Source organism: Vibrio sp. NH-7, from assembly GCF_053643215.1.
In genome coordinates this window covers 1529524-1543912 of sequence record NZ_CM132188.1, presented here as the reverse complement: position 1 = coordinate 1543912, position 14389 = coordinate 1529524, and the positions used below count along the sequence as shown (strand labels likewise).

The 14389-nt window shown below is 47.4% G+C and carries 11 protein-coding genes; 10 read left to right on the top strand and 1 reads right to left on the bottom strand.

Translation table 11 applies throughout. The annotated features are described in order from the left end of the window. The first annotated feature begins 62 nt into the window (after positions 1 to 62). The 6 genes from ACUALS_RS21325 (at position 63) to ACUALS_RS21300 (ending at position 8882) form a co-directional block, all read left to right on the top strand. Positions 63 to 1073 carry an OmpG porin family protein gene (locus tag ACUALS_RS21325; RefSeq protein ID WP_038135648.1) on the top strand — a complete coding sequence of 337 codons (1011 nt, stop codon included), beginning with the start codon at positions 63 to 65 and terminating at the stop codon, positions 1071 to 1073. A 169-nt stretch (positions 1074 to 1242) separates the two neighbouring features. Beyond that, positions 1243 to 2724 (top strand): glycoside hydrolase family 32 protein, encoded by a 1482-nt coding sequence (locus tag ACUALS_RS21320; RefSeq protein ID WP_454449650.1) that lies wholly within the window; start codon positions 1243 to 1245, stop codon positions 2722 to 2724. Then, positions 2718 to 4643: an alpha-amylase family protein gene (locus ACUALS_RS21315; RefSeq protein WP_454449649.1), complete on the top strand. Its 1926-nt coding sequence runs from the start codon at positions 2718 to 2720 to the stop codon at positions 4641 to 4643. The genes ACUALS_RS21320 and ACUALS_RS21315 overlap by 7 nt, the downstream gene beginning before the upstream one ends. After that, entirely contained in the window at positions 4643 to 5209 is a 567-nt protein-coding gene (locus ACUALS_RS21310) for a sugar O-acetyltransferase (protein WP_331399172.1), read from the top strand. The genes ACUALS_RS21315 and ACUALS_RS21310 overlap by 1 nt, the downstream gene beginning before the upstream one ends. A 606-nt stretch (positions 5210 to 5815) precedes the next feature. Then, entirely contained in the window at positions 5816 to 7369 is a 1554-nt protein-coding gene (locus ACUALS_RS21305; RefSeq protein WP_454449648.1) for a YadA C-terminal domain-containing protein, read from the top strand. A 133-nt stretch (positions 7370 to 7502) separates the two neighbouring features. Further along, complete coding sequence (locus ACUALS_RS21300) at positions 7503 to 8882, top strand: sensor histidine kinase (RefSeq protein ID WP_454449647.1); 1380 nt, start codon at positions 7503 to 7505, stop codon at positions 8880 to 8882. Positions 8883 to 8896: 14 nt separating this feature from the next. Here ACUALS_RS21300 and ACUALS_RS21295 read toward each other — a convergent pair whose 3' ends face one another. Then, the gene (locus ACUALS_RS21295; RefSeq protein ID WP_454450022.1) at positions 8897 to 9796 is read right to left on the bottom strand and encodes a DMT family transporter; all 900 of its coding nucleotides are present in this window, start codon (positions 9794 to 9796) and stop codon (positions 8897 to 8899) included. A gap of 114 nt (positions 9797 to 9910) precedes the next feature. Between ACUALS_RS21295 and ACUALS_RS21290 the strand changes: the two genes are divergently transcribed. The 4 genes from ACUALS_RS21290 (at position 9911) to ACUALS_RS21275 (ending at position 14372) form a co-directional block, all read left to right on the top strand. Further along, positions 9911 to 10393 (top strand): MarR family winged helix-turn-helix transcriptional regulator, encoded by a 483-nt coding sequence (locus ACUALS_RS21290; protein ID WP_454449646.1) that lies wholly within the window; start codon positions 9911 to 9913, stop codon positions 10391 to 10393. A 144-nt stretch (positions 10394 to 10537) separates the two neighbouring features. Beyond that, positions 10538 to 11680, top strand: a complete 1143-nt coding sequence (locus ACUALS_RS21285) for a sugar diacid recognition domain-containing protein (protein ID WP_454449645.1) — start codon at positions 10538 to 10540, stop codon at positions 11678 to 11680. Between the two features lie 180 nt (positions 11681 to 11860). Then, positions 11861 to 13213: a GntP family permease gene (locus ACUALS_RS21280; protein ID WP_454449644.1), complete on the top strand. Its 1353-nt coding sequence runs from the start codon at positions 11861 to 11863 to the stop codon at positions 13211 to 13213. 22 nt (positions 13214 to 13235) lie between these two features. Next, positions 13236 to 14372, top strand: coding sequence for a glycerate kinase (locus ACUALS_RS21275; protein WP_454449643.1), 1137 nt, complete (start codon positions 13236 to 13238; stop codon positions 14370 to 14372). Positions 14373 to 14389: the final 17 nt, after the last annotated feature.

Here is a 14389-nt window from a genome sequence, read left to right as displayed (position 1 = left end):
AGCAGGCATCAAATTGCTCCCCAGAGGGGCGACAGTAACAATGTGATAATAAGGTAATAATCATGAAAAAAACAGTAGTGGCATCTTCTGTACTTTTAACCCTTGCTTTTTCAGGTGTTTCATTTGCTGAAGACTTAACAGAACCTCAAGCAGAGAAAGATGCAAAACTTGCAGCGGCCGTAGAGCAATTGAAGTCGGAATACTCTAATGCTGAGTTATTAACTGCTCTAAGTGTTCCTCAACAAGAAGAAAGTAAGTTCCATGGTACGCTAGGTTCTAACGTTGAAGTAGAGCGTTTGATCCGCGATGACGGTGTTAACGAAGGTAAAGTTAAATACACCATAGCGCAAGGTAGCTTCCGACACGACGACTTACCAGGTTGGGATTTTGGCTTCTACTCAGGTCGTGAAGAGTTGTTTACTGGTAACCTAAAGCATGCCGACTACAACCGAGGCGTAAACTCAATCCAAGAAATCTATGTTAACCGTAGTTACAACCATGAAAAAGGTAATATTGGTTGGGGTTTGAAGTTAGCCGGTGAGAGTATTGACCAACGCACTACTCCGGGCGGTAAAGTGTTTGGTTCTTACCAACTGACAGATCGTTTAGGTATGCATGGTTACGCGCTTTACCACGTGGAATACAAGCGTGGCACGGGGGAGTTCCCGTACTGGGAAGTTGAGCCAGGCTTTAGCTACAAAATTAATGACAACACGGGCGCATGGTTGAATTTCCGTTACCAAGAAGGTCAGTGGAAGGCAAAAGATGGTTACTCTGAAACAGAGACTGAGTGGATCATTAAACCAGGTATTTGGCATAACTTCGGTAAACTTTCTGCGTCATTGTGGGGGGAGTTTGGTTCATTCGAAAAGAGTGTTGATGCAACAGGCGCTCATGCGTGGACGGAAGACTACTCTAAGCTAGGCGTATCTGCCAACTACCCACTTTCAAAGAGCTGGCGCATGTTTGGTGAGGCAAGCTATAAGAAAATTGACTTCGCTAGCGGCCCGCAACGTGATGAGTTCGATGGTTACATTCCTCTATTTATCTTAGGTGTGAACTACAGCTTCTAACCGCGCAAGAAATCCCTCCTTCGTCGCAAGGAGGGAACCCCACTCTTTTTCAATATTTCTAGTTTTGGATCAGCATTGGCAGCGTAGCGTCCGTTTTGGGAGCCTGTTCCAGCTCCATTTTTCGTCGCGTCCAAACCTAGAAATATTCACTACAACATTGGATTGGCTTATGAGCGAACAGTATCGCCCTTTATTGCATATGACGCCTAACTCAGGTTGGATGAACGATCCAAACGGATTGGTGTTCTTCAATGGTGATTATCACCAGTTCTACCAGTATTACCCAAGTGATACGGTTTGGGGACCAATGCACTGGGGACACAAAATCAGCACCAACTTGATAGATTGGCAAGAGCTTGAGCCTGCACTGTATCCAGATGAATCTGGCATGTGCTTCTCCGGTAGTGCAATTGTCGATTGGCACAACACCTCAGGTTTATTTGAGGTTGGCAAACCAGGCTTATTAGCGTTCTACACCTCGTTCATTCAACCTAAAGCGACGTTGGCTGATGGCACTGAAATTGAAGATCCAATTCAGCAGCAGTCTCTCGCTTATAGCCAAGATGGCATTATGTGGAAGAAGTTCGCCAATGGCGCACCGATCATTACTGCACGGGGTAATCCGGATTTCCGTGACCCTAAGGTGATTTGGCATGAGCAAAGCCAAGCGTGGGTGATGGTGGTGTCTTGTGGTCAACATATCGAGTTCTACCGTTCGACCAACCTATTGGATTGGCGTTTAGTGAGCGAGTTTGGCTACCGTCATGGTGCGCACAGTAAAGGTCCGTGGGAATGCCCAGACTTGTTTGAACTGTCTATCGAAGGCTCGCAAGAAACACGTTGGGTATTGGTGGTTGGCATCGGTGAAGGCGCTCACTGTGGCGGAGCAGGTACACAGTATTTTATCGGCGACTTTGATGGCGAAACCTTCATCAATCACAATCATCCAGAGACCGTATTGTGGCTCGATTTCGGTCGTGATTACTACGCGACTCAGTCATTTTCTGACATCCCTGCTGAAGATGGTCGACGTATCGTCAGTACATGGATGAGTAATCATCAGTACTCGCTTGAATTGCCAACCCAAGAGTTTCGCAGTTCGATGGCTATGCCTCGTGAGCTTTTCCTGTTTGAAGGTAAAGCAGGGTTACGTGTTGGACAACGCTTTGTTAGAGAGCTTAATCAGGCGTTAAGTCTTGATGTGCAAACGCCAGAGCCAAGTGACGAACAAGCAATTAGCCTTTACAGCTTGCAAGAAGTCATGAAGTTTAGCGCTGATGTGACGCTACAAGACACACAAAAGTTGCACCTGAATGTGTACCAAGACAATCCGGCTTACTTTGAGTTTGTTTGTGTCGAACAAGGCATAGAAGTGCGCTCTGTACGTCGTGGTCAGTTCGGCTCGGAACGCATTGATGAACACTTCCCACACGACTATCGCGTGACCTTACCGATTGAGAATGAATTCCAAGTCGAAGTGTTGATCGACAAAGGCTCAGTCGAGTTGCTGATCAATGCTGGCCAATTCAGCTTTACCAACCTTGTTTACGCCAAAGAAACGCAAGCAAGTGTCGCCCTAAACGTGGATAGTGGCTCGCTGGCATTGCGCAACGTTCAAGTATCTAGCTTGGCAGGAGAGAAAATATGTTAAACGAACGACAAACCCAACAAGCACTGCAGCAAGTTCTTGATTCGGTTGAATTGCCAAAGCTAACCAAGAAAGATGAGAAGGTGTTTCTTGAACGTCTGGCGCAGCACTTTCCATCTTTAGTTGGGCAACTGCACACGCTTTATGGTGAGCGTTATGACTTCTTCTTGCACCTACAAAAGCTGGTGGTTGTGCTTGCCAAAGCCTTTGCCGGTCGCAAACGTAAATGGAAGAACTTGGATGAAAAGCGTCTCGGTAATCCAAGTTGGTACCGCAGTGAAAAAATGCTCGGTATGGCGGTGTATGTGGACCTGTTTGCGGGTGATTTGAAAAAGCTACAAATGAAGATCCCATACCTCAAGTCTCTGGGGATCAACTATCTGCATCTGATGCCGATTTATAAAGCACCAGAAGGAGACAGCGATGGCGGCTATGCCGTGTCGGATTACCGCAAGGTCGATCCAAAGCTAGGCACAGAGAAAGATCTAGTGCAACTGGCAGAAGCACTATCAGACGAGGGCATCAGCCTAGTGCTGGACTTCGTGTTCAACCACACCTCAGATGAACACCACTGGGCAGAGCAAGCGCGTAAGGGCAACCCTGAGTTTGAAGACTTTTACTACTTCTTCACCGATAAGCAAGAAGTGAACGAATACAACCAAACCTGTCGCGAGATCTTCCCAACCGTTCGTCGTGGCAGCTTCACTTTCTTAGAAGATGTAGAGAAGTACGTTTGGACGACATTCAACAGCTTCCAATGGGATCTCAATTACTCAAATCCTGCAGTATTTAACGCGATTACTGATGAGATGCTGTTTCTAGCTAACATCGGTTGTGAAGGTCTGCGTTTGGACGCCTTGGCGTTTATTTGGAAAGAGAAATGGACCCAATGTGAAAGCTTGCCGAAGGCGCATACTCTGATTCAGTGTTTCAACACCTGTTTGCAGATTGCAGCGCCTGCTGTGTTATTTAAATCTGAAGCGATTGTGCACCCAGATGAGGTGGCACAGTACATCGACAAAGAAGAGTGTCAATTGTCCTACAACCCACTGATGATGGCGCTGATGTGGGAAAGCTTGGCAACACGTGAAACCAAGCTACTGACAGCATCATTAAAGAAAAGCTTTGAGATTTCAGACCAGTGTTCATGGGTAAACTACATTCGTTGTCACGACGATATTGGCTGGACGTTTGATGATGCAGTCGCTGAGCAGCTTGGCATTAATGGCTATGAGCATCGCCGCTTCCTAAACCAGTTCTACACTGGCAAATTCGACGGTTCATTCTCTCAAGGTGTGCCATTCCAAGAAAACCCAACCACGGGCGATTGCCGAGTATGTGGCTCTTTGGCCTCTCTTGCTGGGCTAGAAAAAGCGATAGAAGCGGATGATTCACAAGCGATTGAGCACGCATTGATGCGTATTCGTCTGCTTAATAGCATCAACTTGAGCATCGGTGGTATTCCGCTGATTTATCAAGGTGATGAGCTAGGTATCTTGAACGATCACAGCTACTTGAATGATGAGTTTAAACGCGAAGATGCGCGCTGGGTGAACCGACCTCAAATTAGCGCAGAAGCGGTCGCATTGGCAGAAACCAAAGGCAGTTATCAGCATCGCATCAACCAAGATCTTAAACAGATGATTGCACTGCGTAGAAATCACCCTGAGTTTGGTAATGCAAAGACTGAGATTTTAGAAACTTATCGTTCGCAACTTTTTGCCTACTGCCGAACTAACGCAAAGGGTGAGCAACTTCTCGCTCTCTGTAATTTCGCCGAATCCTCGCAATCAATTCCGGCGTCGATATGCGATATTTTGGGGGCAAGGCGAACCCGAGACTTACTATCTGGTAAGGAACTGGTCGGTGAAGATATTTTGCTGGCAGCCTATGATGTGCTGTGGTTAAAGGTAACTGAGTGATGAGAAGCGAAAAAGAGAAAATGCTCGCAGGTGAGCCTTATGAAGCGTGGGACGAAGAACTGTTCAACGAACGTATTGAGTGCCGTAAGGTGTTGCAAACACTAAACAATAGCATTCCAAATACCCCAGAGTGGCGAAGCGCTGTTGACCGTTTGATTCCGGATTCCGAGGGGGCGTATCTCGAACCGCCATTTCGTTGTGATTACGGCTCGAACATAAAACTCGGCAAAAACTTCTACGCTAATTTCAACTGCGTGGTGCTCGATGTGGCAGAGGTGCACATTGGTGATAATGTGCTGTTCGCGCCGAATGTACAAATTTACACGGCAGGCCACCCATTAGATGTAAAAGGGCGCGTAGAAGAGGGCGTTGAGTTTGGTACACCGATTACGATTGGTGATAACGTGTGGCTCGGCGGTGGTGTGATCGTTTGTCCGGGCGTTACCATTGGTGCTAACAGTGTCATTGGTGCCGGTAGCGTAGTGACGAAAGATATTCCTTCCAATGTTGTCGCGGCAGGCAACCCGTGCCGTATTATCCGTTCGATCGATCAAGGTGATGCTTAGCATTTAACCCGCTTGACTGGCGTTTTGATATCTGGACTGCCGTATAGGGTCGGCAGTCTTCTTCCCCTTTTTACTCGCCTTTGTGTCTGTCTGGCTAAGTTGACCGTTTAGTTCTACTACACTTTAGTGTAATCCTCCCTGCCCAAGCTACGCCAATTTAAAAATGCCCCATCCTAATTATCCTGCTAACAGGAGTAATAGCACTGAGCATGGCACTGTTTTAATCACTTGGCGCATAGCGATTCATCGAAGTATTACTACCTCCGTTTACATCTTTAAACCTATTGTCACTGGACAACGGATAGAGTAAATGTGTTCTAAATATACACTTAACATTATTTTGTTTGTGGATATAAGGTTGTGATTTTATTGATAAAGTCAAATTTTTATCTTTGTTGTAACGTTTTCGCGGCAAATTTATCGTTAAGTTTCTATAAGTTGGGGTTATTGGTTTTGTTTATGCAATTTAGTGTTTATATTTCTGGCCCCAATTTTTGGGCGAGAAAACTTATCGTTTAATCGGTGCATTCATAGTGCAGGCTTGACGACAGAGCTATGAATGTGGCGAAAAACTTAAACCTAAAATAAAAAATTATAAGGTTAAGCATGAAAAAGCTCTTCTTAGTGACCGCGATTGTATCGGCACTTTCTCTACCAGCGACAGCGGCAAATCTTGGCTCGGATACCGTCAAGACGAGTAAACAATTTGGCAATGATAATGTTGAAGGCTGGTTTTACACAAACCCAGATGCAACTCAAGAATACGAAAAAGGCCATGCCAGTATGACGGTAAAAAATGGCAATCAGAACGTAGAGTTGATGTTTTATCGCAATTCTCTTCAGTTTCGTTCCACACGTCTGGATGAAAATGGCGACCCAGTGAAAGAAAATGGCAGAACGGTTGAAGATGTTATTTACGTTCCTACTTTGTCGTACGACTTTGCTAAGTCTATTGCAGAGTCTGCAGCTGCATCAGCTTCCTCATCTAAAGCTGATAAGTCTACAGTAACATCGTTGCAGAACCAGCTAGTGACCAGTTCCAACGCTGTTTCGAATGAGTCAACCGCTCGCCAAGTCGCTGATTCTCAACTAGATAGCCGTATTACTGCAAACACTTCAACCATTGCTGACGTTAATACGAAAGTAAATACTCACATTGCAACACAAGCGACCAAAGAGTCGGCGCAAGACTCGGCAATTGCTAGCGTTGATACAAAAGTGGATACTCATATCGCAGCGCAAGCAACGAGGAACTCGGCTCAAGACTCTGCAATTGTTAGTGTTGATACAAAAGTAGACAATCACATTGCAGCGCAAGCAACAAGGGATTCGGCTCAAGACTCGGCGATTGCTAGCGTTGATACAAAAGTGGACACTCACATTGCAGCGCAAGCAACAAGGGATTCGGCGCAAGACTCGGCGATTGCAGATGTTGCTACAAAAGTGAACAATCACATTGCAGCGCAAGCAACGAGGGACTCGGCTCAAGACTCTGCAATTGTTAGTGTTGATACAAAAGTAGACAATCACATTGCAGCGCAAGCAACAAGGGATTCGGCTCAAGACTCGGCGATTGCTAGTGTTGATACAAAAGTAGACAACCACATCGCGACTCAAGCGACCAAAGACTCCGCACAAGATTCAGCCATTGCAAATGTCGACACCAAAGTAAGCGATCACATCACAGCTCAACAAACGAAAGATACGACACAAGATGAGGAGATTGTTGCAGCGAAACAAGCCACTTCTCATGTTGGAGCCAAGCTAGATGATCATATTGTCGCTCAAGAACAGATCAACACCTTGCGTAACAACCGTATGACAGCGGCAGAGCAAGAGCTTTACTCTACGACATCTCGCTCTATTTCAAACAGCCAGCGTTTGGACAAAGTGGAGAGCCGAGTAAGTTCGCTAGAGTCAGACTTAGAAGGTGTTAAACGTTCTGTGGCAACAATGGCAGCTATCGCTGGTTTGGTACAGCCTAGGTATGTCGGTGACACTATGGTGTCGGTTGGCGTTGGTCATGCGCAAGGCTATGAGGCAGTTGCAATCGGTGTCACCCATAACATGTCAGATCATGTGAGTACTCGTTTTGCGGCCGCGACAGACACCCAGTTGGAACAGGTCACCGCTTCAGCGAGCGTCGGCTTTAGTTTTTAACTTCTTGTACACTCTTTTTTGCTAAGCCTGTCGAATTGCTCGATAGGCTTTTTTGTGCCTCCTGAATTTTGTCTGCCGTGTAAAATCAAACCAACTTGTGTTAGTTTGTGCCCGTCTTTTAGGAATGGGCCCCATGATGGTAAAACGCAAAAAAAGTCGCTCAATCTTCACCTATCTCTACCTGACGGGAGTGGTCAGTATTCTGGGTACTATTACCTTGTTTACCAAACTTACTGACGGCTACATGCTACAAGGAGACATTGATTCGTTTGTTGAGAGCTCTGCCATTCATGTAAAGCGTTATCTCGAAACTAAGGGCGAACCAGATGGGCTATACGAAAGGCTAAACAGTCAAGACGAGTTAGTGTTCTATAACTACACGCTCTCATTGGTGGATAACAGTGAGGTGGCGGGCGAGCGGTGTAAAGAGTGCGTAATGCTTGTCAGTGATACAGGGCCCAAGGTGTACGTTCGTGACGATGACTATTTCTCTTCCGCGTTACCCATTCCCAACAGCGACAAGTTTTTACTACTGACTGAAATTGAAGAGCCCTCTCACACTCACGAAGAGTGGTATGAGGATGAAGATACACAGTTTTTTACCGCCCTGTTTACTCTGATTGGTTTGGTGATCGGGCTTCTGATATACACGCCGCTTGTGATGATTAATCGACGTGTTAAAAAGCTACTCCACACGCAGCGCGTCTTTGGTCAGGGAGATCTGAGCGTGCGCGCTGAGCCGAGTGCTCTGTCACCGATGAAAGAGATCGCCGAGAGTTTCAATTACATGGCGGACGATATTGAAGCTCGCGTCAAACAGGCGCAAATCTTCTCTTATGCCATTCCTCATGAGATTCGAACGCCGTTGACGCGTATTCAGATGGCCAGTGATCTGCTAAGGCGAGAGGATACCGTCAATAAAAACGACCTATTTGATCAAATAGACCGTTATATTGGCGATATTTCACAGTTAACGTCAGACATCCTCAAGTTGGCAAAGCTGACAAACCAGCATAGAGAAATGCAGCTAGAGCCGACCCGTTTTTCGTTGGTAGAGCTCTGCCAAGATCGCATCCAAAGTATCGCAGAGCCGGGCAGCGCGACACTTGCTATTCAACAAGCGTTGGATGACCCTAAGGTCTATGGCTGCGATTGTTACGCTAAGTTGGTGCTCGATAATTTGATCAAGAACGCGAACAAATATGGTAAGGGTAAAGTTGAAGTGTCGATCGAGCAGGACCAAACCTGTTATCTGATCCATGTTGAAGACAACGGTGAAGGTATACCTGAAGAGAAACAAGAAGAAATCTTCATTGCTTTCTCGCGTTTAGATGCGAGCCGAAACTTAAATCAAGGCGGCTTTGGTTTAGGTTTGGCGATCGCCAATCAAGCAGCGAAGAATCTTGGCTGGCGATTGGCCGTCAGCCAAAGCCCTCTCGGCGGTGCAAAGTTTTCCATCACTATCCCGAAAGTGATAGAAAACCGCGCTGTATCCACTTGCACGCCTTGTTGATGAGGCTTACCACTCTAATTTATTTCTGCATGCCTTTGTGCTTTGGCTTGGGAGCGCAAGCTGTCTACCACTTGGGGTAACAGCGACATCGCGATCATGCCTACCATTAAGCTGTATTGCACGGGGGTAAAAGACTCTCCGAGCAGCAGTAGCCCAGATACGATCCCCGCCACAGGGTTAGCAATACCGCCAAAGGTAAAATCGACCACAGACATGCGTTGCAATAACCACACATACAGACCGTAGCCCAGCGCAGTATTGAGTAGAACAACCCAAAGTAGCCCTAGCACGTTGGTCATCGAGAGTTGCTCAATCGCCGCGGCGTATTGGGCGGGTTGAATCATGCTATGGATGATGGCAGCAAGCGTTAGGATTGCGCCGCCCAGAATCAGTTGCCAGCTCAATACTGTCCACCAGTGAATACGCTCACCCAGTGATTTGGTTAATGAACTGCCGACAATAATGCAGCTGATTGCGCCAAGCATCGCCGCCAAACCAACGGGGTTTAAGCTGATGGAGCGTGGATCAAACAGCATCCAAGCTAGAGCAATCAGTGCCGCCCCACTGACCGCCTGCAGTCGACCCGGGCGTTTTTTGTATCGCAACCAAGTGTAGAGCATCGCGAATACTGGCACTGAAATCATTCCCACCCCAGAAATGGCTGATGGCAGCGTGAGCGCCATAACAAAGATCAGAACAAAGAAGGTGGCAATGTTGATAAAGCCCAAGCGAACAAGAACGCCCCAATCTTGCGCCTTAGGTAAACTGGGTTTGAATGCCAGCAGCAGCAGACCAGCAGGGAGCGCTCTTATCGCCCCTAACAACAAAGGCGGCCAATCCGCGAGTGTGTATTGGGTAACGGCATAAGTGGTTCCCCAAAAGAAGGCGGGGATCATCGCAAGCAATATGTTCATCATTTATCTTCATATTAAGATACTTTAAGTTAAACTTACTCCTCACATTGCTGTTTGTAAAGTACCTTTATGTTAAGATACTTCGAGTTTGCTATGGGAGTAAGAGAGAGATTCATGGATGCGATAGATAAAGTGGTGAGCCAGTGGGCCGATGAGAAGCCAGATTTGGATACTCAGCCTATGGCGATCATGGGTCGCTTAATGCGAATTGCAAAGTACATGGAGTCTGAGGTTGCAGAGCTGCACAAGCGGTATGACTTAAAGCTTGGTGAGTTTGATGTGCTCGCGACTTTGCGTCGAAGTGGCGCGCCGTTTCGTTTAACGCCTTCAGAGTTGATTAATTCCATGATGCTGACGTCGGGCGCCATGACCAATCGTCTCGACAAGTTAGAAGCCAAAAGTTTGATCAGCCGTCAGCACAGCAAAGAAGACCGTCGCAGTGTGACCGTTGAGCTGACTCAAGAGGGATTGAACTTGATTGACCAAATCATTGAGGAGCACGTGGGTGTGCAGACTCACTTAGTCGCCGGACTGAGTCATGAACAGCAGACTGAGCTCAATGTGCTGTTAAAACACTGGCTAGCCCAGTATGAATAACCTGAACTAAATTGTGCCTGAGGGAGAGCCTCGGGCATTTTTTTATTCTCTCTGTGAGCGAGTCGAATTTGCCCTGCGTGATTCGAGGTGCCCTTGTGATATGTTAAGCAAAATACCGAGAGTGGGTGATCACAAGGCACACCTATGCAGTTAAACACGCTAATTGCTCGCCAAATCGTAGAGCGAGCGACAAAAATTATTCAATTTCCCGTTAACGTGATGGATGAAAACGGACAGATCATCGGCTCTAGTGACCCTTCCCGTTTGCACCGTACGCATGAAGGCGCGCTGTTAGCGATCCACGATAATCGTACGGTTGAAATCAACAAGACCGTAGCCAGCACCTTAAATGGCGTCAAAGAGGGGATCAACCTCCCTATTCTTCACCAAGAGTTGGTCATTGGTGTGGTGGGCATATCAGGTCAACCCGATGAAGTCAGGCGCTATGGTGAGCTTGTCAAAATGACCGCTGAATTGATTGTCGAACAAGAAGCCATGATGGCGCAGATTCAGTGGAACAAACGTCATCGTGAAGAGTTACTTCTCCAGCTTATTCAAGGCTCTACATTAAATGAAAACCAACTGTTATCGATCGCTGAGCGTTTGGATCTCAATCTTTCTCAACCCCGAATTGCCGCCGCAGTGAAAGTGATCCCCAAAAAAGGGCAGCCTTTAACACTGGAGCACCTTCAGAAATTGGTCCACTTGCTCGAGTATCCAGAGCGAAACAATATCGTTGGTATCGTCTCGGTATCGATGAATGAAGTGGTGGTACTCAAACCCGTGACATTGGTTGATGGTATCTGGAATCACTTGGAAGAGCGGCGCCGTGTGAAAAAGCTTCTTAAGCGCGTAGAGCAAGAATCGGACTTTTCGATCCAGATTGCGATGGGGCAGTATTTCCCGGGGCTGGCAGGTTTAGCGCGTTCTTACGATACCGCCAAAGCAACGCTAGATGGCGCAAAGCAGAGCAAAGACGCCATTCTTTTCTACCAAGATCATAAGCTATCGGTGTTAGTGGGTGGCTTAAAACAAGACGAGTGGAGGCAAGCACAGCTACTAGAACCACTGGTCAAGCTCCAACAACAAGACAGCAAGGGCGCATTGCTTAAAACACTTCGCGTATTTTTTGACCAAGATTGCGATCTGGCTCAAACTTGTGCAGCGCTACATATTCACCGAAATACACTCCGTTACCGATTGGAAAAGATAGAAGAGGTGACTAATCTAAAAATCAACAAGTTAGATCATAAGGTGCAGTTATATCTAGCCTTAAAATGCTTGTGATTACCATTGGGTTTTTGTGCAAGTTGACAGTTTATGTTGCCTTTTGAATTGATAAATTTGTCACTTTGCATAAAGGAATGTGGCTCGAATCGCTCAATAATAGCCCCGTCCCTACAGACACCCTGAGTGTGTGAAACGACTTCACATACCCTGAGTAAACCAATAATAAACGGAGTTATCATGAGTCTTATCCTAATCTTGCTGGGGGTGATAGCCTTTATCGTCCTCGCAACCACCAAATTTAAGTTACACCCCTTTTTAGCACTCATCGTTGCCGCCTTTTTAGCTGCATTTGCCTATGGATTACCGGCAGATAGCATCGCAAAAACCATCGCTTCCGGCTTTGGCGGTATTTTGGGCTATATCGGCTTAGTCATTGTTTTGGGCACCATCATTGGTGTCATCTTAGAAAAAAGTGGCGCAGCCATTACCATGGCCGATACAGTCATTAAAGTGCTTGGCGAACGCTCACCAACACTCACCATGAGCATTATTGGCTACATCGTTTCGGTGCCTGTATTTTGTGATTCGGGATACGTGATTTTGAACTCGTTGAAAGAGTCGCTCGCGAACCGTTTAAAAACTTCCAGCGTGGCGATGAGTGTGGCATTGGCAACCGGTCTCTATGCGACGCACACCTTCGTTCCGCCAACACCGGGTCCAATTGCGGCAGCGGGCAACCTTGGCCTTGAATCTAATCTGGGTTTGGTGATTGGTGTCGGTATCTTTGTGGCGGCGACCGCAGCGATTGCAGGTATGTTGTGGGCAAATCGATTCAAAGATGTGGAGCCTGATGGCGGTGATCAGTTAGCTGAAGCAAAACAAGATTGGAAAGAGCTCAAGGCTTCGTATGGTGAACTGCCGACAGCGGGCCAAGCATTCGTACCCATTTTCGTCCCTATTCTTCTGATCTGTTTAGGCTCTATCGCTAGGTTCCCAAGCCTGCCGTTAGGCGATGGCACTGTGTTTGATGTGCTTTCTTTCTTAGGCCAACCGCTAACGGCGCTGATTATTGGCCTGTTCTTATCGGTTCGCTTGCTAAAAAGTGACAACAAGGTGGAAGAGTTTGGCGAGCGTATTAGCCAAGGAATTACGTCAGCAGCGCCAATTCTACTCATTACTGGTGCGGGTGGTGCATTTGGCGCCGTGCTGAAAGCGACGCCGCTCGGTGAGTATTTGGGTACGACGTTATCGGCGTTGGGCGTTGGTATCTTCATGCCGTTTATTGTGGCGGCGGCATTGAAGTCAGCGCAGGGCTCATCAACGGTTGCGCTGGTTACGACTTCCGCATTGGTGGCTCCAATGTTGGCACAACTCGGGCTAGACTCTGAAATGGGACGAGTGCTAACGGTGATGGCGATTGGTGCCGGCGCGATGACGGTATCGCATGCCAATGACAGCTTCTTCTGGGTGGTATCGCAGTTTAGCCGTATGTCGGTTGGCTTGGCGTATCGCGCGCAAACCATGGCCACTTTGGTACAAGGCGTGACAGCCATGACGCTAGTTTACATTCTCAGTCTTGTTCTGCTGTAGCAAGCCAATATAGGAAACCAATATGAAAGTAGTTATCGCTCCAGATTCTTACAAAGAAAGTTTAACCGCTATGGAAGTGGCAACTGCGATTGAAAATGGCTTTAAAGAAATCATGCCTGACGCAGAATACATCAAACTGCCGATGGCTGATGGAGGAGAAGGTACCGTACAGTCCCTAGTGGATGCCACGGGCGGCGATATCGTGACGGTGGAAGTCACCGGTCCGTTAGGCCAACCTGTGGAAGGGTTTTATGGTTTGTTGGGTGATGGCTCTACTGCGGTGATTGAAATGGCCGCAGCGTCAGGGCTGCACTTAGTGGATCCAAGTGAGCGAAACCCGCTCCTTACCACAACCTACGGTACTGGCCAGCTTATCAAAGCGGCACTCGATAAAGGTGTGAACCACATTATCATCGGCATTGGCGGTAGCTCGACCAATGATGGTGGGGTGGGAATGGCACAAGCTCTTGGCGCGAAACTGGTCGACGCTGAGGGAGCCGACTTGCCTTTTGGTGGTGGCGCAATAGCGCGTTTAGCTAAGATTGATTTGTCTGGTTTGGATCCTCGTTTAGCAAAGATTCAACTCGAAGTCGCTTGTGATGTTGATAATCCTTTGTGTGGCCCCAAAGGCGCCTCTCATGTGTTTGGCCCGCAAAAGGGCGCAACCCCTGAAATGGTTGAACAGCTTGACCAAAACCTCGCGCACTACGCTGCTATGATCCATCAAACCAATGGTAAGGATGTGATCAGTCAAGCGGGTGCAGGAGCTGCTGGTGGACTGGGCGCGGCGCTTTTGGGCTTATTTGATGCAACACTTCGCCCCGGCATTAACATAGTGATGGATGCGGTTAACCTTGCTCAAGTTGTGAAAGATGCCGACCTAGTGATTACGGGCGAAGGGCGCATTGATAGCCAAACCATTCATGGTAAAACACCAATTGGCGTAGCACGTACCGCGAAGCTCTATCAGTTACCTGTGATTGGTATTGCGGGCAGTATTGCGCAAGATTGTCGCGTGGTCCATGATCACGGCATTGATGCGGTGTTCAGTGTGGTGTTGGGGGCAACAGACCTACCCACCGCGCTGAAAGAGGCGGCATTTAACGTGGAGATGACGGCACGCAATGTGGCCGCTACGCTCGCGATGCGTTTTCGTTAACCGTCTTCAATTAAACA

What these genes read in the sequence shown, in the direction of transcription:
- ACUALS_RS21325 (WP_038135648.1), top strand. Translation starts at nt 63, where the DNA reads ATGAAAAAAACAGTAGTGGCATCTTCTGTACTTTTAACCCTTGCTTTT.
- ACUALS_RS21320 (WP_454449650.1), top strand. Translation starts at nt 1,243, where the DNA reads ATGAGCGAACAGTATCGCCCTTTATTGCATATGACGCCTAACTCAGGT.
- ACUALS_RS21315 (WP_454449649.1), top strand. Translation starts at nt 2,718, where the DNA reads ATGTTAAACGAACGACAAACCCAACAAGCACTGCAGCAAGTTCTTGAT.
- ACUALS_RS21310 (WP_331399172.1), top strand. Translation starts at nt 4,643, where the DNA reads ATGAGAAGCGAAAAAGAGAAAATGCTCGCAGGTGAGCCTTATGAAGCG.
- ACUALS_RS21305 (WP_454449648.1), top strand. Translation starts at nt 5,816, where the DNA reads ATGAAAAAGCTCTTCTTAGTGACCGCGATTGTATCGGCACTTTCTCTA.
- ACUALS_RS21300 (WP_454449647.1), top strand. Translation starts at nt 7,503, where the DNA reads ATGATGGTAAAACGCAAAAAAAGTCGCTCAATCTTCACCTATCTCTAC.
- ACUALS_RS21295 (WP_454450022.1), bottom strand. Translation starts at nt 9,796, where the DNA reads ATGAACATATTGCTTGCGATGATCCCCGCCTTCTTTTGGGGAACCACT.
- ACUALS_RS21290 (WP_454449646.1), top strand. Translation starts at nt 9,911, where the DNA reads ATGGATGCGATAGATAAAGTGGTGAGCCAGTGGGCCGATGAGAAGCCA.
- ACUALS_RS21285 (WP_454449645.1), top strand. Translation starts at nt 10,538, where the DNA reads ATGCAGTTAAACACGCTAATTGCTCGCCAAATCGTAGAGCGAGCGACA.
- ACUALS_RS21280 (WP_454449644.1), top strand. Translation starts at nt 11,861, where the DNA reads ATGAGTCTTATCCTAATCTTGCTGGGGGTGATAGCCTTTATCGTCCTC.
- ACUALS_RS21275 (WP_454449643.1), top strand. Translation starts at nt 13,236, where the DNA reads ATGAAAGTAGTTATCGCTCCAGATTCTTACAAAGAAAGTTTAACCGCT.